The organism is Microlunatus sp. GCM10028923, assembly GCF_042666975.1.
Classification (GTDB): domain Bacteria; phylum Actinomycetota; class Actinomycetes; order Propionibacteriales; family Propionibacteriaceae; genus Microlunatus.
The window spans coordinates 430,003-451,975 of sequence record NZ_JBHTFF010000004.1 but is presented as its reverse complement, the minus strand read 5'-3'; the positions used below and the strand labels follow the sequence as shown (position 1 = coordinate 451,975).

The window sequence follows — 21,973 nt, the reverse complement described above, 5'->3', positions numbered from 1 at the left end:
CAATTCGTCAATCGATTTTATGCAGGATCGTTCTGAGGGGGTAAGAATGGGCCTCAAGGGGCAGCCCTCTTGCGGGACTGCCCTTAGCCGTACCCTGACGAAGATTCAGCAACGATGGAGGACCAATGATGGCTTCCCAGCACTCTCGCCGTAGCTTCCTCTACGGCTCCGCTCTGTTGGCCGGTGCGGCGGCCTTGAGCGCGTGCTCGCCCGGTGGTGGCGGTAACAGTCCTGGTGGTGGCAGCAGCCAGAGTCCCGGCGGGTCGGACGCGGTCGGTTCCTTCACGGAGGTGCTGCCCAAGCCGGAGAAGTTCAACCAGGCGCCGAACATCGACAGCAGCCTGCCGCCGATCGAGGAGCGGCTGCCGGAGAACCCGTACGTCGTCCCGCACAAGTGGGTGCAGCCGGGCAAGTACGGCGGCGTCATGAACATGCAGGTCTTGGCGACCCAAGGTGCGATCAAGGCGGATTCGGACCGGAACTTCTTCTACGGCCACTCGCCGCTGCGCTGGCTCAACGACGGCAAGGACGTCGGGCCCGGCCTGGTCGACAAGTGGGAGTCCAACGACGACGCGTCGGAGTGGACGTTCTTCTTCCGCAAGGGCCTGAAGTGGTCCGACGGCGAGCCGTTCACGATCGACGACATCCTGTTCTGGTGGAACGAGTTCGTCATCGAGCAGAAGATGGCGCAGACCCCGCCCGACGAGGCCCGCTCCGGCAAGGGCACGCTGGCGAAGTTCACCAAGGTCGACGACACCACGCTGAAGATGACCTTCGACGCCCCGGCGCCGCTGACGGCGGACCGGATGGCGATGTGGGTGAACGGCAACATCGGCAAGAACGGGCCGATCTGGATCATGCCGTTCCACTACCTGAAGCAGTTCCACCCCAAGTACGGCAAGAACATCCCGGAGAACTGGGACACCGTGGGTGGCCTGATGGAGTCCAAGGGCGACTGGCACCGGAACCCGGACTGCCCGACCCTGGTCGGCTACAAGTGCAAGTCGTTCGACAACGCCAAGGGCGTCGTGCTGGAGCGGAACCCGTACTACTGGGCCGTGATGCCCAACGGTGACCAGCTGCCGTACCTCGACGAGATTCAGATCAACGCCGTCACCGACCCGGAGGCCGGCAAGCTCCAGGTGCAGCAGGGTGCGGTCGACTTCTGCAACGGCAACTACAACCAGATCGCGCTGAACGACGTTCAGGGCATCCGGGACTCCGCCGAGCGGGCGAACACCGAGATCATCCTCTGGGACAGCGGTTCGGGCACCGGCTCGATCTTCTTCCTCAACTACGACTACCACGAGAAGGATCTCCGCGAGGTGATCCGGATGCCGAAGTTCCGGCAGGCCATCTCGCACGCGTTCAACCGCGAAGCGGTCCGGAAGTCGGTCTACTTCAACACCGGCGAGCCGACCACCGGCACGCTCAGCCCGAAGGCGATCGAGTATTCGATCAACGACACGGGCAAGAAGGCCTACACCGACTGGCGGGACGCGTACGTCACGTACGACCCGGACAAGGCCAAGGCCTTGCTGGAGGAGATCGGGATCAAGGATTCCAACGGTGACGGCATGCGCGAGTTGCCGAACGGCAAGAAGCTCACGCTGCGGCTGGACACCACGGCCGACTCCTCCCAGGAGCACAAGACCAAGGACAACCAGCTGGTGTCCGACCTGAAGGCCATCGGGATCGAGATGCAGATCAACCCGATCGCCCCGCAGACGTACGACGACCGGTGGAAGACCGGCAAGCTGATGGGCCACAGCAACTGGGAGGTCGGGGACGGGCCGAACCACCTGGTGTACCCGCAGTGGCTGGTCCCGCTCGAGTACACGCGCTGGGCGCCCCTGGAGGGTCAGTGGTACCAGCAGCTCGGCACCAAGACCGCCGGCACCGAGTTGGACAAGGATCCGTGGGAGCGGACGCCGCCGCGGATGGAGCCGGAGGCCGACGGCCCGATCAAGAAGCTCTGGGATCTGTACGACCAGAGCAAGGTCGAGCCGGACGAGACCAAGCGGCACCAGTTGGTCTGGGACATGATCAAGATCCACATCTCCGACGGTCCGTTCATGATCGGATCCGTGGCGAACTACCCGCAGGTCATGATCGTCAAGAAGGACCTGCGGAACGTGCCCAAGCGTGAGAACCTGGCCCAGGGCGGCGCGGTCAACCCGTGGATCCATCCGACGCCGGCCGTCTACGACCCGGAGACCTGGTACTGGGAGGACCCGACCCAGCACTGATCTGAGCCGATGATCATGACCGGACGAGCCTGACTGGGGAGGGCATCGAAGTGTTCATCTTCGTTCTCAGGCGGCTGCTGTACGCGATATTCACGCTTGCCGTGATTTCGCTGGTCGCCTTCTTCATCATCGAGTTGGCACCGGGGTCGGCGATCACCGACGAGATCTCCCGGCTGCGAGCCCAAGGCAACAACGTCTCCGACCAAATGGTGCAAGCCATGGAGGAGCAGTACGGCCTCAACGACCCGTTCTTCGTGAAGTACGGGAAGTGGGCGCAGGGCTTCTTCACCGGGGACTTCGGCCAGTCGTTCGCGTTCCGGCAACCGGTGAGCGAACTGATCTGGAGTCGGCTGGGTCTGTCGGTGGCGCTGTCGGTCGGCGCGCTCATCGTCGCCTGGGTGATCGCGATCCCGGTGGGCGTCTACTCGGCGACCCACCGGTACAACCTGCCGGACAACGTCATCACCGTGATCCAGTTCATCGGCGTCGCGGTGCCCGAGTTCCTGCTGGCCTTGGGGGTGATGAGCGTGGCCAGCGCATCGGGCATGGAAGTCGGTGGGCTCAACTCCAACGAGTACCGCAACGCCCCGTTCAGCGGGGCGAAGTTCCTCGACATGTTGGCGCACATGTGGATGCCACTGGTCGTGATCGCGGTGGCCAGTACGGCCTGGCTGTCCCGCGTGATGCGGGCCAACCTGTTCGACGTGCTCGGCCAGCAGTACGTGCAGACGGCCCGGGCCAAGGGCGTCGCCGAACGCCTGGTGATCTGGAAGCACGCCGTACGCAACGCGCTGCACCCGCTGGTGATGACGTTCGGCACGACGCTGTCGGCGTTGATCTCCGGCGAGGCGATCATCTCGATCGTCTTCGGCCTGCCGACGACCGGCCAGGCGCTGCTGCAGTCCTTGATCGTCAAGGACACCTACGTCGCGGCGACGCTGCTGGTGCTGCTGTCGGGGCTGCTGGTGGTCGGCAACCTGATCTCCGACATCGCGCTCACGATCATTGACCCGCGGGTCAAGGCGACGGACTGAGGGGGAGCGAACCATGACGGGAACACTTCAGGTCGCCGAGTCCGAAACCGAGGACACCGGGGGACGTTCGATCTCGCCGGAGAGCAAGGTCGGCGAGATTCCGCAGTGGCGGTTGATGGTGCGCCGGTTCCGGCGCAGCAAGCTGGCCGTCGTCAGCGTGATCATCCTGCTGTTCATGTATCTGGTGGCGGCGTTCGCCCCCTTCCTCTCGCCGAACGATCCGCAGGCGGTCAACCCGGACTTCAAGTACGCGGCGCCCAGCGCGTTCACGCTCAACGGCGGTCCGGGAATCTGCCGGGTCACCCAGGAGATCGACCCGGTCAACATCTCCACCACCTATGTCACGGACTGCAACAACCCGATCCGGGTGCAGATCTTCGGCCAGGGGTGGGAATACAAGCTGTTCGGCCTGATCCAGACGGATCGGCACCTGTTCACCGTCTCGGAGGGCCGGGTGCTGGTGTTCGGGGCCGACGGCAACGGCCGGGACGTGTTCAGCCGGACCCTGCACGGATCCCAGATCTCGATGACGATCGGCCTGCTCGGCGTTGCGATCGCGACGGTGCTGGGGTCGGTGATCGGGACGATCTCCGGCTATGCCGGCGGGCTGACCGACAACATCATCCAGCGGATCATCGAGATCATCATGTCGATCCCGACACTGCCGCTGTGGGCCACCATGGCCGCGGTGCTACCGCTGGACATGCCGGTCACCCAGCGCTACTTCATGATGACGATCATCCTGTCCCTGGTGGCGTGGACCGGCCTGGCCCGGCAGGTCCGCGGCAAGGTGATGGGGTACGCCCACGCCGACTACGTCGCGGCGGCCCGCTCGGCGGGATCGTCGGGGCTGCGCATCGTCGGGACGCACCTGATGCCGAACGCGACCAGCCACATCGTCGCCGTGGCCATGCTGTCCATCCCGGCCACGATCCTGGCCGAGACCTCGCTGTCGTTCATCGGCATCGGGATGCTCGAGCCGGCGATCAGCTGGGGCGTACTGCTCAAGGACGCGTCCCGGATCGACGTCCTGCAACAGTTCCCGTGGCTGCTCGTCCCGGGTCTCGCGGTGATCATCGTGATCACCTGTTTCCAACTCCTCGGTGACGGAGTCCGTGACGCCGTCGATCCGTACAGCTGACCGAGAGAAGGCAGGAGCCAACGTGACTTCAACGGAGAACGGCAACAGCGACACGATCATCTCGGTCCGCGACCTTCGGGTGCAGTTTCCGACCACGCTCGGCGTCGTCAACGCCCTCAACGGCGTCACCTTCGACATCCCGCGCGGCAAGGTCGTCGGCATCGTGGGCGAGAGCGGCAGTGGCAAGAGCGTGACCGCGCGAGCGATCATGCAGATCCTCGAACCGCCGGGCAAGATCACGGAGGGTTCGATCGACTTCCGCCGGAGTGCCGGCGGGGAGAAGGTCTCGCAGCTGCTGGTCGGCGAGGAAGTCGACCTCGGATCGGCGGAGACGTCGTCCGGCGGGATCGAGATCACCAAGCTGCCGCCGCGCAGCTCGGCGATGCGAGCACTGCGCGGCGCCGAGATCGCGATGATCTTCCAGGAGCCGATGACCTCGCTGAACCCGGTGTACACCGTCGGGTCGCAGATCGAGGAGGCCATCCTGCTGCACCAGACGCCGGACAAGCAGGTGGCCAAGGAGCAGGCGATCGAGATGCTGCGCCAGGTCGGCATGCCGAACCCGGAGCGGATCGCGAAGTCCTATCCGCACGAGCTGTCCGGCGGCATGCGGCAGCGGGCCATGATCGCGATGGCACTGTCCTGCCATCCGTCGCTGCTGATCGCGGACGAGCCGACGACGGCGCTGGACGTGACCACCGAGGCCCAGATCCTGTCGCTGATGCGCAAGCTCAAGTCCGAGATCGGGATGTCGATCATGTTCATCACGCACAGCATGGGCGTGGTGGCCCAGCTCTGCGACGAGGTGATCGTCATGTATCTGGGCCGGGTGGTCGAACGGGCCCCGGTGGACGAGATCTTCTACAACCCGAAGCATCCGTACACCAAGGCGTTGCTGCGGTCGATCCCGCGGATCGGGTCGGCCGAGCACCAGCCGCTCGAGGTGATCAAGGGGTCCATCCCGGACCCGTACACGACCGTGTCCGGTTGTGCGTTCCATCCTCGCTGTCCGGCCTTCATCGGCGATGTCTGTACCAACGTCATCCCGGAGGAGACTCTGCTCGCCGGGCCGACCACGCATGCCGTGCGCTGCCATCTCTATTCCGACCAGGCGGCCGACACTCCCGAGCCCGCGAGCACCGGAGGTGCCCGATGACCGAAGCGGCGACCGAGCCCGCACCGGCGACCGTCGAGCCCCTGCTCGAGGTCGTCGATCTCAAGAAACACTTCCCGATCAAGGGCGGCCTGCTGCGCCGCACCATCGGCGAGGTCAAGGCCGTCGACGGGGTGAACCTGACCGTCAACCGGGGCGAGACCCTGGCCGTGGTCGGCGAGTCCGGCTGCGGCAAGAGCACCACCGGCCGGGCCATCATGCGGCTGGAGCAGCCGACCGGCGGCGAGGTGATCTTCCACGACAAGGAACTCGGCGCGGTCAACGTGGAGAGCGCCGACCGCCGCACCATGGAGCGGATCCGGCCGAAGATGCAGTTCATCTTCCAGGACCCGTTCGCCTCGCTCGACTCGCGGATGACGGTCGGCCGGGTGATCGCCGAGCCGCTGGTGATCAACAAGGTGCTGGCCGGTCAGGCGTTGCGCGACCGGGTGGCCGAACTGCTCAAGGTGGTCGGCCTGCGACCGGAGCACGCCAGCCGGTATCCGCACGCGTTCTCCGGCGGCCAGCGGCAGCGGATCGGGATCGCCCGGGCGATTGCGCTGAACCCGGAGTTGATCATCTGCGACGAGCCCGTCTCGGCGCTCGACGTGTCGGTCCAGGCGCAGGTGATCAATCTGCTGGAGGACCTGCAGGACCGGCTCAAGCTGACCTACATGTTCATCTCGCACGACCTGTCCGTGGTGGAGCACATCTCGGACCGGGTCGCGGTGATGTACGTGGGCCGGGTGGTCGAGACCGGCACCACCCGGGAGCTGTTCTACCGGCCCAAGCACCCGTACACGGAGGCGCTGCTGTCGGCGCTGCCGCAGCCGGATCCGCGGAACCGGACCGAGGCGGTGCCGCTGACCGGCGACGTGCCGAGTCCGGCCAACCCGCCGTCGGGCTGCTACTTCCACACCCGCTGCCCGTACGCGCAGGAGATCTGCTCGACCGAGACGCCGCCGCTGCGCGACATCCCGGACGAGACGGCAGGCCCGGGCGTCACCCGCCAGGCCGCCTGCCATTTCGCCGAGCAGCTCGACCTGAAGGGCGCACTGGTACCGTCGGCGGAGGCCGCCGGCGGACCCGTCGAGGCACGATGAAGGAGCACGATGTGATGACGGGTGAGTCCAAGATCAGGACCGGGCGGCCGCAGTTCACCGGGATCACCACGTACGAGGACCCCACGGGCCGGTTCGCCTTCCGGCATCCGTGGGGCTGGCACCGGTCCGAGCTGGACGGCCGGGACGGCGTGATCGTGCACCCCGAGGAAGCCGAACAGGAAACCTACTTCGCGGTGGCGGTCGCCGAGCTGGAGGTCAGCGTCGTGGCCGACGACCTGCCGGCGCTCCGGGAGGGGTTCGAAGCCGGGCTGGCCGAGTTCGCCGACCTCGAGATCGAGTCCGCGGACGACCAGAACTACAACGACATCGTCAAGATCGAACGCACCTTCACCTTCACCGAGGACGGGCAGCGGCGGAAGCGCCGGGTCTGGGCCCTGCACGCCGACAAGTGGCAGTTCCTGGTCGCCTACCAGGGCTCGACGGTGGAGGAGTTCCAGTACTGGCTGCCGATGGGCAACTACTGCTTCACCGGGTTCACCCTGCCGCAGGCGCTGTGGTACGCCACCGATCCCGAACTCCGGGGCGGCCCGCCCGAGGACACCAGCAGCAGCTAGGAGGGCGGTGTCAAACGGTGGCGGCAGCGAGCGACGCCCAGGCACGCACTGGACTGCGTTGTCGTCGGTCGACGTAGAACACCGCTACGCCTCCCTCCTCCGCCTTGTCCAGCACGCACCTGGACGCCGCTCGCCACCACCACCGTTTGACACCACCCTCCTAGGACCCGATCCCGAGCAGGGCCGGCAGGTCGGCGACGCCGGGCAGCAGGTGGGTGTGCCGGTGCCGGCCCAGCTCGGCGGCGTCGTACTCGCCGGTCAGGACGCCGATCACCAGGGCGGCCCGGGCATTGCTGCCGGCGCCGAGGTCGTTCGGGGTGTCCCCGGCCACGGCGACCTCGGCCAGATCCCGGACCCCGGTCGCCTCCATCGCCCGGAAGATCAGGTACGGCGCCGGTCGGCTGACCGGGACCTGATCACTGGTGATCACCGCATCGACCTCCTCGCCGATCCGCCAGCCGATGCCGGCCAGGATCGTCTCGGCGATCTTGGCCGAGTAGCCGGTCTGCAACGCGATCTTGACCCCGGCCTCGCGCAGCCGGGTGAGCGCCTCGGGCACCCCGGGCAGCGGCACCGGCGGCGTCTCCTGGTAGGTGGTCAGCAGTTGATCATGGAACTCGCCGTACAGCCGATCCAGCTCGGGCCGGTCCACCGGGGCGCCGAGATCGGCCAGCAGCCCGGCCAGCGCGGCCCGCTTGTCGGTTCCGGTCCAGCGGACCATGATCCGGTCCGGCGGCTGCGCGCCGACGCGTTGCGCCACCGTGTTGCGCAGCGCCGCGTACACCGCACCGCCGTCGTCGACGGTGGTCCCGGCCATGTCCAGCGCGGCCAACGTGATCATGAAGACGTGGTTCCTTTCGGTCAAGGGGGCGACCCCCTCAAGATCCGCCGACGGCTCCGCGAACGGATTCGGCGTTCTTGATCATCCGGAGGTCGGCACCGGCGCCGTTCTGGGCCGGGCGCTCGTTGTCGATGGTGAAGGTCACGCGGTCCGGCCGGTAGCGGTCGTCCGCGGACTCCAGGGGAGTGCCGTGGCTGTCGCGGGCGCAGCGGCGCTCGCGCAGCAGCGGGGCCCCGACCGGCACGTCGAGCAGTTCGGCGTCGGTCTCGTCGGCGGCGATGGCGTCGATCGTGTGGCGGGCGCGGCGCAGGTCAACGCCCTGATCGGACAGGTGGGCATAGATGGAGCCGCTGTCGGGATCCCAGTCGAACAGCAGCCGGCCGACCGGCTCGACGAAGCTGCTCCGCTCGAGCAGCGCCGGCTCGCCGTCCATGGTCCGCTGCCGGAGCACCTCCACCACGGGCGTCCCCGGCTCGAGGCCGAGGACGTCGGCGGTGATCGCGTCGGCGCCGCGGCGGGCGATCTCGATGGTGCGCTGGCCGGGTGTCCGGCCGAGTTGCCGGGCCCACGCGGTGAACGACATGAGGGTCTCGAACGGCTGGCCCAGGGCGGGTGACCGGACCACCGGCTGCTTGCCCTGGCCGCCGCCGATCATGCCCTCGTGCCGCAAGGCGCCGAGCGCCTGCCGCACGGTGCCGCGGGAGGCCCCGAACAGCTCGCAGAGCTGGGCCTCCGACGGCAGCGGCGTGCCGACCGGATAGCTGCCCCGGCTGATCCGGAGCCGCAGCTCCTCGGCCACGCGGAGATGGAGGGGTTGACTCACGCATCTGACTATACAAGTGCGTCGCCGCGTGCCGAGATCTTGCCGATGAACAGTGCAGAAAGCCTGGTTAATAGCGAGTTAACTTGTATAGACAAGAGGCTGGAATCGATTGACTCGGGCCGCCGGAACGGGCACGTTGGCTGCCATGGAGAGCAACGAGTACGGATCGGGCCACAGCGACCTGCTGATCGTCGGAGCGGGCATCGTCGGCCTCGCCCACGCTGTCGAGGGTCTCGCCCGGGGCCTCCGGGTGACCGTGCTGGAGCGCGACGACCGGGCCGTCGGCGCGTCGATCCGCAACTTCGGCCACATCTGCCTGACCGCCCAGACGGGCCGGGCCCTCGACTACGGCCAGGCCGCCCGGCAGCGGTGGATCGACCTGGCCGCACAGGCCGGGTTCTGGCTCCGCGAGTGCGGCACCGTCGTCGTCGCCCGGACCGAGGACGAGTTCGCGGTCCTGGAAGAGTTCGCCCACGTCCGTGGCGGTGATCAGGTACGGCTGCTGGACCGCGCCGAGGTCGCCGGCCGGCTCCCGCTGCTGGACCCGGCAACGGTCGGTGGCGCCTGGCTGCCGCTGGACCTCCGGGTGGACCCGCGGCAGGCCGTACCGGCCATCGCCGGCTGGCTGGCCGGCCAGGGCGTCCGGTTCCGCTGGGGTGCCCAGGTGCAGCAGGTCGCCGGCGGCGAGGTGATCAGCACCGTGGGCCGGTTCACCGCCGACCGGGTGATCATCGCCGTCGGTCATGACGTGGACCGGCTGGCTCCGGCTGCCGCGGCCGAGGTCGAGTTGCGCCGGTGCCTGCTGCAGATGCTCGAGGTCAGCCCGGACACCCCGGTGCCGGTCGAGCCCGCCGTGCTCAGCGGACTGTCCATGCTCCGGTACTCCGGCCTGGCCGGCTGTGCGGCGGCGACCGCCGTCCGGCAACGGTTCCAGGAGCAGCGGCCGGAGCTGCTCGACCACGCGGTGAACCTGATGTACACCCAGCGTCCCGACGGGAACCTGGTGATCGGCGACACCCATGCCTACGCCCGGACCCACCTCCCGTTCGACGACGAGAGCACCGCGGAGTTGATCATCGCCGAAGCCGGCCGGCTGCTCGGCACCGATCGGCTGACGGTACGTCGTCGCTGGCGCGGCGTCTATGCGTCCTCCGACCACACCGACTTCTTGATCACCGACCTCGATCCGGCCACCCGGGTCGTCTCGGTGACCTCCGGCATCGGCATGACGACGGCCTTCGGGCTGGCGGCCGATGCCCTCACGACCTAGCCACCCAGGGAGAAACTCATGATCACCACGACCCGCCCACGATCCCATCCCAGACAGCGATCCCATCCCAGACCGCGATCCCACCCGCGCCCGCTGTCCAAGATCATCGCCGCCGGAGCCCTCGTCCTCGGCCTGATGGCGACCGGCGCCTGCTCCGGCAACGCCTCGTCCGCCGGCGAGTCGCCGACCTGTCCGGGAGGCAAGATCAGGTTCGGTGTCGAGCCCTTCGAGGACCCGGCCAAGCTCGTTCCGGCCTACCAGGTGCTGGCCGGAGCCCTCGGTGAGAAGCTGAACTGCCCGGTCGAGCTCCAGGTGGTGCAGGACTACTCGGCCGAGGTGCTGGCGATGCAGAACGGCAACCTGGAACTGGCCCAGTTCGGCCCGCTCGGCTACGTCTTCGCCAGCAAGCGGGCCAAGGCCGAGCCGGTCGCCTCCTTCGCGGACGCGTCGGGCGCCCTGAGCACGTACCAGGCCGGCATCTGGGTGCCGAAGGACTCGGCGATCACGGACGTCGCCGGACTGGCCGGGCACAGCCTGGCCCTGTCCGATCCGGGCTCCACCTCCGGGGACGCGCTGCCCCGGCAGGCGCTGGCCGAGGCGGGCGTCGTCGACCAGGTGAAGGTCGACTACGCCGGCGGTCATCCGGAGGCGCTGCTGGCCTTGATCAACGGGAAGGTGGATGCCGCGGAGATCAACTCCCAGCAGCTCGCCACGGCGACCGAGGAGGGCACCTTCGACCAGTCGGCGTACCGCCGGATCTGGACCTCCGCGCCGATCCCGAACGACCCGATCACCGTCGCCGGTGATCTCGACCCGGCCTTCAAGGACGCGGTCCGGACGGCCCTGCTGGAACTGCCGCCGGACAAGGTGGCCGAGGTCGGTGCGTTCCTGGATGTGGAGCCCGGCCCGATGGTCGAGGTGACCCAGGAGACCTACCGGCCGCTGTTCGAGCTCGCCGAGACGCTCGGCCTGACCGAATCGGACGTCTGAACCATGATCGCGACGAAGGAACAGGCTCCGGTCCGGGAGCCGGCCGCGGAGCCGCCGGTGCTGCTGGTCCGCCAGCTGTACAAGACGTTCGGCGGCCGCACGGTGCTGGCCGGGTTCGACCTGGACGTCGCGGCCGGTGAGCTGGTCGCCCTGCTCGGCGCGAACGGCAGCGGCAAGTCGACCGCGTTGCGCTGCGTCGCCGGGCTGGTGAGTCCGGACGACGGTCTGATCGAGGTACGGCGACCGGACGGCGCCGCCGGGGTCGCCATGGTGTTCCAGCAGTTCCATCTGGTCCGCCGGCGCAGCGCGCTGGCCAACGTCTGCGCGGGCGCCCTCGGCCGGCTGCCGCTGCGCCGGTCCTGGGGCGTCCGGGCCTTCCCGGCCCGGATCAAGGAGGAGGCGATGGCCTGCCTGGACCGGGTCGGGCTGGCCGACCGGGCGCACACCCCGGCCGGCCGGTTGTCCGGCGGGCAGCAGCAGCGGGTCGCGATCGCCCGGGCCCTGTGCCAGCGGGCCCCGGTGCTGCTGGCCGACGAGCCGGTGTCCGCGCTCGACCCGGCCGCGGCCGAGCAGGTGATGGCGCTGCTGGGATCGCTGGCCCACGACGACCGGATGGCGGTCGCCGCGGTACTGCATCAGCCGGACCTCGCCGAACGCCATGCCGACCGGGTGATCGGCCTGCGCGGCGGCGTGATCACCTTCGACGTGCCGGCCGACCGGCTCGACCGCGGCCGGGTCGCCGGCCTCTACCTCCCGGACGGAGCCCTGTCATGACCAGCACCGTGCTGCCGCAACCGCAGACTCCCGGACCGGCCCGGCTGCCCGTACCGCCGCGGCCCCATGCCTCCGCGACCATGATCATCGGGCTGGCCGTCACGGTGGTCGTCGTCGCCGCGCACGTCCTGGCCTGGATCGACACCGAGGTCTCGATCACCGCCCTGGCCGAGGGCGGCGACGGCATGATCAGGTTCCTGGCCGAGGCGATGCCGCCCGACCTGGACTGGGCGAAGGTGGTGCTGCCGGGGTTCCAGGCCTGCCTGACCACCCTTTACATCGGGCTCCTCGGCACCACGCTGTCGATCCCGTTCGCCCTGCTGCTGGCCGTCCTCGGCTCCCGGACGACGAACCGGAACCCGGTCGTCTACCAGCTGGCCCGCGGGATCATGTCGCTGCTCCGGGCGGTGCCCGATGTCGTGTTCGCGTTGATCTTCGTCACCGCGGTCGGCCTCGGCCCGTTCCCGGGCGTGCTCGCGCTGATCGTGCACAACGCCGGCGTGATGGGCAAGCTGTGGTCGGAGGCGATGGAGGAAGCCGATCAAGGTCCGGTCGAGGCGCTCCGGGTCGCCGGCGCCGGCAGCGCCCAGATCGCCTTGCACGCGGTGCTTCCGACCGTGGTCCCGCAGTGTGTCGGGCTGCTGCTCTACCGGTTCGACGTCAACGTGCGGTCCTCGCTCGTGCTGGGCCTGGTCGGTGCCGGCGGCATCGGCTTCCTGATCAACCAGTCGATCCAGCTGTTCCAGTTCGACGCCATGTTCACCTACATCCTGCAGGTGCTGGTGTTGATCATCGTGGTCGACCTGATCAGCATCGCGGTCCGGCGCCGGTTGGCCGTCTAGCCGACGAGGTCAGGGCTGCGGGTTCTGGGCGTCGTAGGCGAGGAACCGGCGCTGCACGGCGAGCACGACCCCGAGCACGACGACGCAGGTCAGGCCGCCGATCACGGCCGCCCAGTGTTCGCCGAACCAGTTCGCCTCGGCGCCCAGGACCAGCTCGCCGAGCCGCGGCCCACCGGCCACCACCACGATGAACACGCCCTGCAGCCGGCCGCGCATCGAGTCCGGTGTCGCCGACTGCAGGATGGTCTGCCGGAACACCGAGCTGACCGCGTCGGCGGCGCCGGCCAGCGCGAGGAACCCGGCTGCGGCCAGCAGGGCCCCGACCAGCAGGCTGCCCGGCGAGGTCGGGCCGATGATCACCAGCACCACACCGAAGCCGGTCACGGCCAGCCCGAATGCGCCGATCGCCGCGCCGATCACGCGGCCCTGGTGCCGGATCCGTACCAGCGAGCCGGAGAAGATCCCGGCCAGCACGGCGCCCACCGCGAACGCGGCGGCGAGGATGCCGGTGGTGGTCGCGCCGCCGCCGAGGAAGATCACGCCGACCGCCGGATAGAGCACCCGCGGCATCGCGAAGATCATCGCGATCAGGTCGACGACGAAGGTCATCCGGACGTTCGGCCAGGTGGCCAGATAGCGCAGCCCGTCCAGCACCATGGCGATGCCGCGCCGGCCCCGGCCGACGTCGGGCAGGTCGCCGGCGCCGACGGTCGGCGGCAGGTCGGGCAGCCGCCAGAGCGCCCAGAGTGAGGCGGTGAACAGCACCGCGTCGATGGTGTAGACCTCGGCGAAGTCCCAGGTCGCGACCAGGAACGCGCCGAGCAGCGGACCGACGGTCAGGGCGATGTTCCAGAAGACGGTCTGCAGCACGTTCGCGGCCGGCAGCAGCCGCCGGTCGACCAGCCGGGGGATGATCGCCGTCCGGGCCGGGTTGTTGATCGCGAAGCCGGCCGACTGCAGGGCGACCAGCGCATACAGCAGCGGTACGGAATCCAGCTGCAGCCAGGCCTGACCGGCGAGCAGGATGACCACCAGCCAGAGCGCGAACGACGAGGCCAGGGCCACCTTGCGCCGGTCGTAGCTGTCCACCAGTGCGCCGCCGTACAGGCCGAGCACGACCAGCGGCACCAGGGCACAGATCCCGAGCACGCCGACCGCGAGCGTCGAGCCGGTGATCGCGTACACCTGCAGGCCGACCGCGGCCACCGTGAGCTGGGTGCCGAAGTTGGAGATTCCGAGCCCCCACCACAACCGCCGGAATGCCCGTGAGGTCCGCAGCGGGGTGAGGTCGAGAACCCACCCCACGACGTAGCCCTCCTCCGCTTCGCTCCCCCGAACTACGCCGCGGGGACCCCGGACGTCAGGACATGCTGACCCGAAATCTATGACACCGGTTTCCCGGGCCGTCACCCAGGATCCATGTCGCCCCGGTAGACCGATGATCATGACCGAGTACGGCAGCCAGTACCCGAGCCCCGACTACACCCTGCTGCACCTCAGCGACACCCACTTCGTCGGCGACGGCGAACTGCTCCACGACAAGATCGACTGCGATGCGCAGCTGGCCCGGCTGCTGGACCGGGTCCGGGCGTCGGCGATCAAGCCGGACGCGATCCTCCTCACCGGCGACCTGGCCGACACCGGCCGGCCCGACGCCTACCGGCGGCTGCGCGCGATGGTCGAACCGTTCGCGGCCGAGCTGGCCGCCGAACTGGTCTGGGTGATGGGCAACCACGACCGGCGGCCCACCTTCCGGGCCGGGCTGCTGGACCTGGAGCCGACCGAGGAGCCGTACGACCGGGTGCACCTGGTCGGCGGCCTGCGGATCGTCGTACTGGACTCGACCGTGCCCGGCGAGCACCACGGCGACCTGACCGACGACCAGCTGGTCTGGCTGCGGGACACCCTGTCCCGGCCGGCGCCCGACGGCACCCTGCTCGCCCTGCACCATCCGCCGATCCCCAGCCCGGTCGCCGTCGCCGGCACCATCGAGCTGCGCGAGGAGGGCTGGCTGGCCGCGCTGCTGGCGGGCACCGACGTCCGCGGCATCCTGGCCGGTCACCTGCACTATTCGACGACCAGCCTGTTCGCCGGCATCCCGATCTCGGTCGCCTCGGCCACCTGCTACACCCAGGATCTTGGCGTGGCCCGGCCGGCCGCGCGGGGCCAGGACGGTGCGCAGGCGTACAACCTGATCCACGTGTACGGCGACCGCGTGGTGCACTCCGTGGTACCGATCGAGGCGTACCCGACGGTGTCGGAATGGTTGCCCGAGCTCGAGCAGCGGGAGGGCGTCAGCGCCGCCGTCTAGTCTCCCCGCATGCTGAGGGGGAGGAATTAGCATGAGTGCCATGACGGCTCATGCGCAGGCGACCTGGCCGCTACCGGGCCGACCCATGACGTTTGCGGATCTCGATGAGTTGCCCGACGACGGCCGACGGTACGAGCTCATCGATGGGGTGCTCGTCGTGAGCCCGTCGCCGTCGTGGTTGCACCAGCGGGCCGCGTTCCGCCTCGCGCGGGTGCTCGACGACGTCTGTCCCGAAGATTTCGAAGTGTTCCCGGCTCCGTTGGATGTCGATGTCACCGACGACACGAGATTGCAGCCTGACATCCTTGTCATCCGCCGGGACCTGCTCGGTGAGCGAAAGCTGGCCGGAATGCCCGACCTGGCCGTGGAGGTGTTGTCCCCGAGCACGAGGCGATTCGACCTCGTTCTCAAGCGTTCGCGCTACGAGGCGGCCGGCTGTTTGAACTACTGGGTGTACGACCCCGATGAGCCGTCCGTCGTCGCCTGGCAGCTGACCGGTGGGAGGTACGAGGAAGTCGGCCGAGCCGAAGGCGACGAGGAATTGTCGTTGACTCGGCCGTACCCGGTGACGCTGAATCCGGCCAGGCTGACGGACTGAACTCCGCAGCGGATTGGCCGCACCGTTAGGCTGGCACGGATAGGCACCCCACCACCCTGCTAGGAAGCCCGTGTTCGACACACTGCAAGACCGACTCGCCGCGACGTTCAAGAACCTGCGCGGCAAGGGCCGGATCACCGACGCCGACATCGACACCACCGCGCGGGAGATCCGCCGGGCGCTGCTCGAGGCCGACGTGGCGCTGGCCGTGGTCAAGGACTTCATCAGCGCCATCCGGGAGCGGGCCCGGACCGCTGAACTGAGCGGTGCGCTGAACCCGGGCCAGCAGATCATCAAGATCGTCAACGAGGAACTGATCAATGTCCTCGGCGGCGAGACCAGGACGATCCGGTTCGCCAAGCGACCGCCGACCGTGATCCTGCTGGCCGGCCTGCAGGGCGCCGGCAAGACCACGCTGGCCGGCAAGCTGGCGTACTGGTTGAAGGAGCAGGGGCACTCGCCGCTCCTGGTCGCCGCCGACCTGCAGCGGCCGAACGCGGTGGACCAGCTTCAGGTGGTCGGCCAGCGGGCCGGCGTCCAGGTCTACGCGCCGGAGCCCGGTAGCGGCGTCGGGGATCCGGTCAAGGTGGCCCGGGACTCGATCGGCGAGGCGGAACGCAAGCTCTACGACGTGGTGATCGTCGACACCGCGGGCCGGCTCGGCGTCGACGCCGAGCTGATGCAGCAGGCCTCGGCGATCCGGGACGCGGTCAACCCGGACGAGACCCTGTTCGTCGTCAACGCGATGATCGGCCAGGACGCGGTCAACACGGCCAACGCGTTCGCCGACGGCGTGGGCTTCGACGGCGTCGTGCTCACCCAGCTCGACGGCGACGCCCGCGGCGGTGCGGCCCTGTCGATCGCCAAGGCCACCGGCAAGCCGATCATGTTCGCCTCCAACGGGGAGAAGGTCGGCGACTTCGACCTCTTCCACCCGGACCGGATGGCCAGCCGGATCCTCGGCATGGGCGACATGCTCACCCTGATCGAGCAGGCCGAGAAGACGTTCGACGCCGAGCAGTCGGCGAAGGCCGCGGCCAAGCTGACCAGCAAGGGCGGCGGCGAGTTCGGGCTGTCCGACTTCCTGCAGCAAATGCAGATGGTGCGCAAGATGGGCCCGCTCTCCAAGATCTTCGGCATGCTGCCGGGGATGGGCGACATGAAGGACCAGATCGCCGGGATCGACGAGCGGGAGGTCGATCGGATCGAGGCGATCATCCACTCGATGACGCCCGCCGAGCGGGACAACCCCAAGATCATCGACGGCTCGCGGCGGGCCCGGATCGCGCGCGGCTCCGGCGTCGAGGTGTCCGCCGTGAACAGCCTGGTCACCCGGTTCTTCGAGGCCCGCAAGGTGATGTCGCAGCTGGCGAACGGCAAGGGCATGCCCGGGATGCCCGGCATGCCGGGGATGCCCGGCGCCGCGAAGCGCCCGGCGGCCAAGCAGGGTAAGAAGGGCAAGAAGGGCAAGAAGGTCTCCGGCAACCCGGCCAAGCGGGCGGCCGCGGCCAAGGGACAAGATCAGCAGCAGGCGGTCGACCCGGCCGCCGCGTTCGGCGCCGGGATGGACCAGGAGCAGCTGGAACAGGCGATCAAGGACTTCCAGCTGCCGCCCGGCCTCGGCAAGATGATCAACAACCAGGGCAAGTAGGGTCCGTGCCGGATCGGCTGCATCTCACCGGCACGCTGCTCCCGTCGGAGGAGGCGTGCGAACTCTGGGTGGTCGACGGGAAGATCAGTGACGAGCCGGTCGCCGGCGCGGTCACGATCATGACCGGCGGCTGGATCCTGCCCGGCCTGGTCGATGCACATTGCCACGTCGGCCTGGATTCCGGCGGCGCCGTGGACCGGGCCACCGCCGAGGCCCAGGCGACCGCGGACCGCGACGCCGGTGCGATGCTGATCCGGGACGCCGGCTCGCCGTCGGACACCCGGTGGATCGACGACCGGGACGACCTGCCCATGATCATCCGCGCCGGCCGGCACCTGGCCCGGCCCAAGCGCTACCTGCGCGACTTCGCCGAGGAGATCGAGCCGGCCGACCTGGTCGCCGCGGTCGAGCGGCAGGCCGCGGCCGGCGACGGGTGGGTCAAGCTGGTCGGGGACTGGATCGACCGCGACCTCGGTGATCTTGCCCCGCTGTGGCCGGTCGACCTGGCGACGGCCGCCATCGCCCGGGCCCATGAGCTCGGCGTCCGGGTCACGGCGCACGTGTTCGGCGAGCAGGCGACCGCGGAGTTGATCACCGCCGGGGTGGACGGCATCGAGCACGGCACCGGCCTCACCGCGGACGGGATCGCGATCATGGCCGAGCGTCGGATCGCCCTGGTGCCGACGGTGATCCAGGTCGGCCTGTTCGAGCGGTTCGCGGCACAGGGCGAACCGAAGTTCCCCGCGTACGCGAAGCACATGCGGGCCCTGCAGGCGGGACATCGCGGCATCCTGGCCGACGCCCGGGACGCCGGGGTGCCGATCTATGCCGGCACCGACGCCGGCGGCTATCAGCGGCACGGACTGATCGGGACCGAGATCGCCCGGATGGCTGAGGTCTGCGGTGCACCGGACGCCCTGGCCGCCGGCTCCTGGGCGGCGCGGAGCTGGCTCGGCCGCCCGGACCGCCTGGTGCCGGGGGAGCGGGCCGAACTGGTCGGCTACCCGGCGGATCCGCGGGCGGACCTGACCGTGCTGACCGGCCCGCGCCACGTCGTCCTCGGCCGTACCCACTCCTTCCTCCATGGCTGATCACCGTCCACGTCGCGGGGCCGCGACCAGGATCCTGCTGGCGCTGCTGCTGACCTGCGGTCTGCTCTCCGTACCCACGGCGGCCCGGGCCGACGAGGTCGCGGAGACGCCGGTACGGATCGCCGGCACCCCCGAGCCGGCGAGCGAGCCGGCCGGGACCGACGGCGGGCCGGTCGAGCTGGACGCCTCCGTGTTCACGGCCCGGCCGGGCGAGCCGCAGCCGGCGGTCGTGCTCAGCCACGGGTTCAACGGCCACAAGGGCGACAGCGCGGAGACCGCGCGCCGGCTCGCCGCCAACGGCTACACCGTGATCACCTACACGGCCCGCGGCTTCGGCGACTCCGGCGGTCTGATCCACCTTGATCATCCGGACTTCGAGGTGGCCGACCTGACCAAGATCATCGACTACGCGGCGACGCTGCCCGAGGTCCGGAAGACCGGCGACAACGACCCGGTGATCGGTCTGGCCGGCGTCTCGTACGGCGGCGCGGTGACCCTGTTCGGCGGCGTCGATCCGCGGGTGGACGCGATCGCGCCGGCGTTCACCTGGAACAGCCTGCCGCACGCCCTGTTCCCGCAGTACGCGAGCTCCGGCACCCAGACCGCGCCGGGCCAGGTCGACCCGGTCGACGCGGCCGGGGTGTTCAAGGCCCGCTGGGCCAGCCTGTTCTTCCTCGACACCAGCCGGCCGGCCGATCCGAACATGCCGGCCGACCGGTCCCTCTGCGGCCGGTTCTCGCTCGACCTGTGCCGGGCCTACCTGGAGACCGCGCAGACCGGCCGGCCGAACGCGAAGCTGCTGGAGCTGCTCGCCGGGTCCAGCCCGCAGTCCGCCCTGGGCCGGATCAACGCGCCGACCATGATCATCGCCGGCGAGCAGGACACGCTGTTCCCGCTCGACCACGCCGACGCGAACCTGCGCGGGCTGCCCGCCGGGACACCGGCCCGGATGGTCTGGGTGGACGGCGGCCACGACGGCACCATCGCGCTCGACCCGATGACGGCGGAACTGGAGTCCTGGTTCGGCCGCCACCTGAAGGGGGAGCAGACCGACCCCGGCCCGGCGTTCGCCGTGGACATTCCGACCGGCCGGGCGAACGGGGCCGACCGGCCGACGGACCGGCTGACCGGCGCCTCCTATCCGGGCCGCGGCGCTCCGGCGATGGTGACCGGCTCGCTGACCCTGGACGGCGACGCGCAGCGGATGATCGCACCGCCCGGCGGGGTGCCGGCGGCGCTGACCAGCCTGCCCGGGCTGGGCCCACAGATCGCCGCGTTGACCGGCACCGAGGCGTACCGGATCGGGGTGTTGCCCGGCCAGTCGGTCACCTTCACCAGCGCCCCGCTGACCGAGCCGCTCACCATGGTCGGCAGCGCACGGGCCCGGATCCGGATCACCCCGTCGACCACGTCGGCGACCCTGTTCGCCTCGCTCTGGGACCTCGGCCCGGACAGCACGAGTACGGGCGCGCCGGCCCCGTCCAGCGCGGTCCTGCCCGGGCTCGCCGTCGCCCCGATCCGGCTGGAGGGTCTGAAGCCGGGCGTGCCGAGCGACGTCATGATCAACCTGCCGCCGATTGCGCACCGGTACCCGGTCAACCACCGGGCCCAGCTGGTGATCTCGAGCACCGACCAGGCCTACGCGCTGCCGGACGAGGCCGCCGACTACGAACTCGAACTGCTGGACCGGTCCCTGGTGCTGCCGACGCTGACGCCGGTCGAGGTGGAGCCGGAGCGGCGGTTCTCGGTGCCGGCCTGGCTGCCGATCGCCGTCGGGGTGCTCGCCCTGGCGGCCGCGGCGGCGATCGGGATCGGCCGGCTCCGCGGCCTGCTGCTGGCCCGCGCCGACGCCGAACGGACCGACCTGCGGAACACCCCGCTCGCCGTCGAGGGACTGACCAAGAGCTATCGGGACCGGCTGACCAAGGAGCGGGTGCTGGCCGTCCACGACGTGTCGTTCACCGCGGAGCCGGGCCAGGTGGTCGGGCTGCTCGGGCCGAACGGGGCCGGCAAGACGACCACGATCCGGATGATGATGGGACTGATCCGGCCCGACTCCGGCCGCGCGTACGTGCTCGGCCGCTCGGTCCGCCCCGGCGCTCCGGTGCTGCGGTCGGTCGGCGCCCTGGTCGAGGGCCCTGGCTTCCTGCCGCACCTGTCCGGCGAGGAGAACCTCCGCGCCTACTGGGCCGCGACCGGCCGCCCGGACGAGGAGGCCCACCTGGCCGAGGTGCTCCGGATCGCCGACCTCGGCTCCGCCGCGAAGCGCCGGGTCCGCGGCTACAGCCAGGGCATGCGGCAGCGCCTCGGGATCGCCCAGGCGATGCTCGGGCTGCCCCAGTTGTTGATCTTGGACGAACCGGTGAACGGCCTCGACCCGCCGCAGATCAAGGCGATGCGCGCCGTCCTCGCCGACTACGCCGCCGCCGGCCGCACCGTCCTGCTGTCCAGCCACCTGCTCGGCGAGGTCGAGCTGACCTGCAGCCACGTGGTGATGATGAACCGGGGCCGCGTCGTGCTCGCCGGTTCCGTCACCGAACTGACCGAACGCCACGACCACCCGCTCGAAGAGGTCTTCCTCCGCCTGATCACGCCCCACTGACCGGTGCGCGGCGCCGATCAGCGGAAGTGGAGCTGGGGATCCTGGGCGAGCCGGGAGCCGAACGCGTACCGCCGGTAGTGCTGGTAGTGGGCCTGGTAGAGGTCGCCCGACGCCGCCGGGCTGTAGGTCAGGTACAGCTGGGTCCGGCTGACGTCGGCCTGGTTCGGCCCGCTGCGGTGCGGCACCAGGGATCCGAAGATGATCACGTCGCCGGGTTGCGTCTCGACCAGTTCGGAGCCGGTGGTGTCCACACCGGCGATCTCCTCGGCGTTCATGTTGCGGAGTTCGCCCGGCGTGGTCCGCAGCCGGTGATGCTGACCGGGAAAGAGTTCCAGGCCGCCGTTCTCGGCCGTGGCCGCGTCGATGGCCACCATCACCGAGATCAGCGACTCGTACGGGAAGCCCTGCCAGAATCCGGCGTCCTGGTGCATGCCGTAGCCGGGCTGGTTCGGCAGCTTGAAGATCAACTTGTCCTTGAACAGCTTCGGCTCGTCCAGGAAGATGTCGCGCAGCGGGCTGAGGATCCGCTCGTCCTGGACCAGGTCGGTCAGCACCGGGGAGACGTCGTGGACCGGGTCGAGCTTCTCCAGCCGCAGCTCGCCGTCGACCTTCCGGTGGGCCGACCGGATGTTGTTCGGATCGACCAGCTGCGGCGTGGCCTGGAGCCGTTCGACCTCGGCCTTGAGCACCACGATCTCGGCCCGGTCCAGCACCCCGCGCAGGACCAGGTAGCCCTTCGCGTGGAAGCCGGCGAGCTCGGCATCGTCCATGACACTGACGGTGGACATGAGGTTCCTTTCGGAGTCGGCGGAGCGGACGCCGCCGAAGTTGATGTTGGACTTCACGCGAGTGTCGTGAGTCAGTAGTGCGGCACCGATATTCGGGCCCAGAAGCGGCGATCTGCTGCGTTGTCGTCGGTCGACGT

The 21,973-nt window shown here is 69.5% G+C and carries 19 protein-coding genes; 15 read left to right on the top strand and 4 right to left on the bottom strand.

The window, feature by feature from the left end:
* The first annotated feature begins 125 nt into the window (after positions 1-125).
* From ACFQU4_RS12355 to ACFQU4_RS12330, 6 genes are read left to right on the top strand one after another with little or no spacing between them, the layout of a single operon-like run.
* The gene (locus tag ACFQU4_RS12355; RefSeq protein WP_377491796.1) at positions 126-2,249 is read left to right on the top strand and encodes an ABC transporter substrate-binding protein; all 2,124 of its coding nucleotides are present in this window, start codon (positions 126-128) and stop codon (positions 2,247-2,249) included.
* A gap of 50 nt (positions 2,250-2,299) precedes the next feature.
* Positions 2,300-3,283: an ABC transporter permease gene (locus ACFQU4_RS12350; protein ID WP_377491793.1), complete on the top strand. Its 984-nt coding sequence runs from the start codon at positions 2,300-2,302 to the stop codon at positions 3,281-3,283.
* 13 nt (positions 3,284-3,296) lie between these two features.
* Positions 3,297-4,424 (top strand): ABC transporter permease, encoded by a 1,128-nt coding sequence (locus ACFQU4_RS12345; RefSeq protein ID WP_377491790.1) that lies wholly within the window; start codon positions 3,297-3,299, stop codon positions 4,422-4,424.
* A 22-nt stretch (positions 4,425-4,446) separates the two neighbouring features.
* Positions 4,447-5,580: an ABC transporter ATP-binding protein gene (locus ACFQU4_RS12340; RefSeq protein ID WP_377491787.1), complete on the top strand. Its 1,134-nt coding sequence runs from the start codon at positions 4,447-4,449 to the stop codon at positions 5,578-5,580.
* Entirely contained in the window at positions 5,577-6,680 is a 1,104-nt protein-coding gene (locus ACFQU4_RS12335) for an ABC transporter ATP-binding protein (RefSeq protein WP_377491785.1), read from the top strand. Before ACFQU4_RS12340 ends, ACFQU4_RS12335 begins: the two co-directional genes overlap by 4 nt.
* Before the next feature lie 14 nt (positions 6,681-6,694).
* On the top strand, positions 6,695-7,255 hold the full coding sequence (locus ACFQU4_RS12330) for a hypothetical protein (protein ID WP_377491782.1): 561 nt from the start codon (positions 6,695-6,697) through the stop codon (positions 7,253-7,255).
* A 160-nt stretch (positions 7,256-7,415) separates the two neighbouring features.
* Here the strand turns inward: ACFQU4_RS12330 and ACFQU4_RS12325 are convergent, their stop codons facing one another.
* Both ACFQU4_RS12325 and ACFQU4_RS12320 read right to left on the bottom strand, forming a co-directional pair.
* Entirely contained in the window at positions 7,416-8,120 is a 705-nt protein-coding gene (locus ACFQU4_RS12325) for a phosphonatase-like hydrolase (protein WP_377491779.1), read from the bottom strand.
* Between the two features lie 13 nt (positions 8,121-8,133).
* Entirely contained in the window at positions 8,134-8,919 is a 786-nt protein-coding gene (locus tag ACFQU4_RS12320) for a GntR family transcriptional regulator (protein ID WP_377491776.1), read from the bottom strand.
* Between the two features lie 145 nt (positions 8,920-9,064).
* Here ACFQU4_RS12320 and ACFQU4_RS12315 point away from each other — a divergent pair, with 145 nt between their 5' ends.
* From ACFQU4_RS12315 to phnE, 4 genes are read left to right on the top strand one after another with little or no spacing between them, the layout of a single operon-like run.
* The gene (locus ACFQU4_RS12315; protein ID WP_377491773.1) at positions 9,065-10,189 is read left to right on the top strand and encodes a TIGR03364 family FAD-dependent oxidoreductase; all 1,125 of its coding nucleotides are present in this window, start codon (positions 9,065-9,067) and stop codon (positions 10,187-10,189) included.
* A gap of 18 nt (positions 10,190-10,207) precedes the next feature.
* Positions 10,208-11,179, top strand: coding sequence for a phosphate/phosphite/phosphonate ABC transporter substrate-binding protein (locus ACFQU4_RS12310; RefSeq protein WP_377491770.1), 972 nt, complete (start codon positions 10,208-10,210; stop codon positions 11,177-11,179).
* 3 nt (positions 11,180-11,182) lie between these two features.
* Positions 11,183-11,953, top strand: coding sequence for a phosphonate ABC transporter ATP-binding protein (locus ACFQU4_RS12305; protein ID WP_377491768.1), 771 nt, complete (start codon positions 11,183-11,185; stop codon positions 11,951-11,953).
* A complete protein-coding gene (phnE, locus tag ACFQU4_RS12300; protein WP_377491765.1) occupies positions 11,950-12,795 on the top strand; it encodes a phosphonate ABC transporter, permease protein PhnE in 846 nt (281 codons plus the stop codon). The genes ACFQU4_RS12305 and phnE overlap by 4 nt, the downstream gene beginning before the upstream one ends.
* Positions 12,796-12,804: 9 nt before the next feature.
* On the opposite strand, the gene ACFQU4_RS12295 is transcribed toward phnE, so the two are convergent.
* Complete coding sequence (locus tag ACFQU4_RS12295; RefSeq protein ID WP_377491762.1) at positions 12,805-14,100, bottom strand: MFS transporter; 1,296 nt, start codon at positions 14,098-14,100, stop codon at positions 12,805-12,807.
* Between the two features lie 133 nt (positions 14,101-14,233).
* Here ACFQU4_RS12295 and ACFQU4_RS12290 point away from each other — a divergent pair, with 133 nt between their 5' ends.
* The 5 genes from ACFQU4_RS12290 (at position 14,234) to ACFQU4_RS12270 (ending at position 21,048) form a co-directional block, all read left to right on the top strand.
* Entirely contained in the window at positions 14,234-15,106 is an 873-nt protein-coding gene (locus ACFQU4_RS12290; protein WP_377491759.1) for a phosphodiesterase, read from the top strand.
* A 40-nt stretch (positions 15,107-15,146) separates the two neighbouring features.
* Complete coding sequence (locus ACFQU4_RS12285; RefSeq protein ID WP_377491756.1) at positions 15,147-15,704, top strand: Uma2 family endonuclease; 558 nt, start codon at positions 15,147-15,149, stop codon at positions 15,702-15,704.
* A 70-nt stretch (positions 15,705-15,774) separates the two neighbouring features.
* Entirely contained in the window at positions 15,775-17,355 is a 1,581-nt protein-coding gene (gene ffh / locus ACFQU4_RS12280) for a signal recognition particle protein (RefSeq protein ID WP_377491753.1), read from the top strand.
* A gap of 5 nt (positions 17,356-17,360) precedes the next feature.
* On the top strand, positions 17,361-18,446 hold the full coding sequence (locus ACFQU4_RS12275) for an amidohydrolase family protein (protein ID WP_377491750.1): 1,086 nt from the start codon (positions 17,361-17,363) through the stop codon (positions 18,444-18,446).
* The gene (locus ACFQU4_RS12270) at positions 18,439-21,048 is read left to right on the top strand and encodes an alpha/beta fold hydrolase (RefSeq protein WP_377491747.1); all 2,610 of its coding nucleotides are present in this window, start codon (positions 18,439-18,441) and stop codon (positions 21,046-21,048) included. The genes ACFQU4_RS12275 and ACFQU4_RS12270 overlap by 8 nt, the downstream gene beginning before the upstream one ends.
* A gap of 17 nt (positions 21,049-21,065) precedes the next feature.
* Here the strand turns inward: ACFQU4_RS12270 and ACFQU4_RS12265 are convergent, their stop codons facing one another.
* On the bottom strand, positions 21,066-21,836 hold the full coding sequence (locus ACFQU4_RS12265; RefSeq protein ID WP_377491744.1) for a phytanoyl-CoA dioxygenase family protein: 771 nt from the start codon (positions 21,834-21,836) through the stop codon (positions 21,066-21,068).
* Positions 21,837-21,973 lie beyond the last annotated feature (137 nt).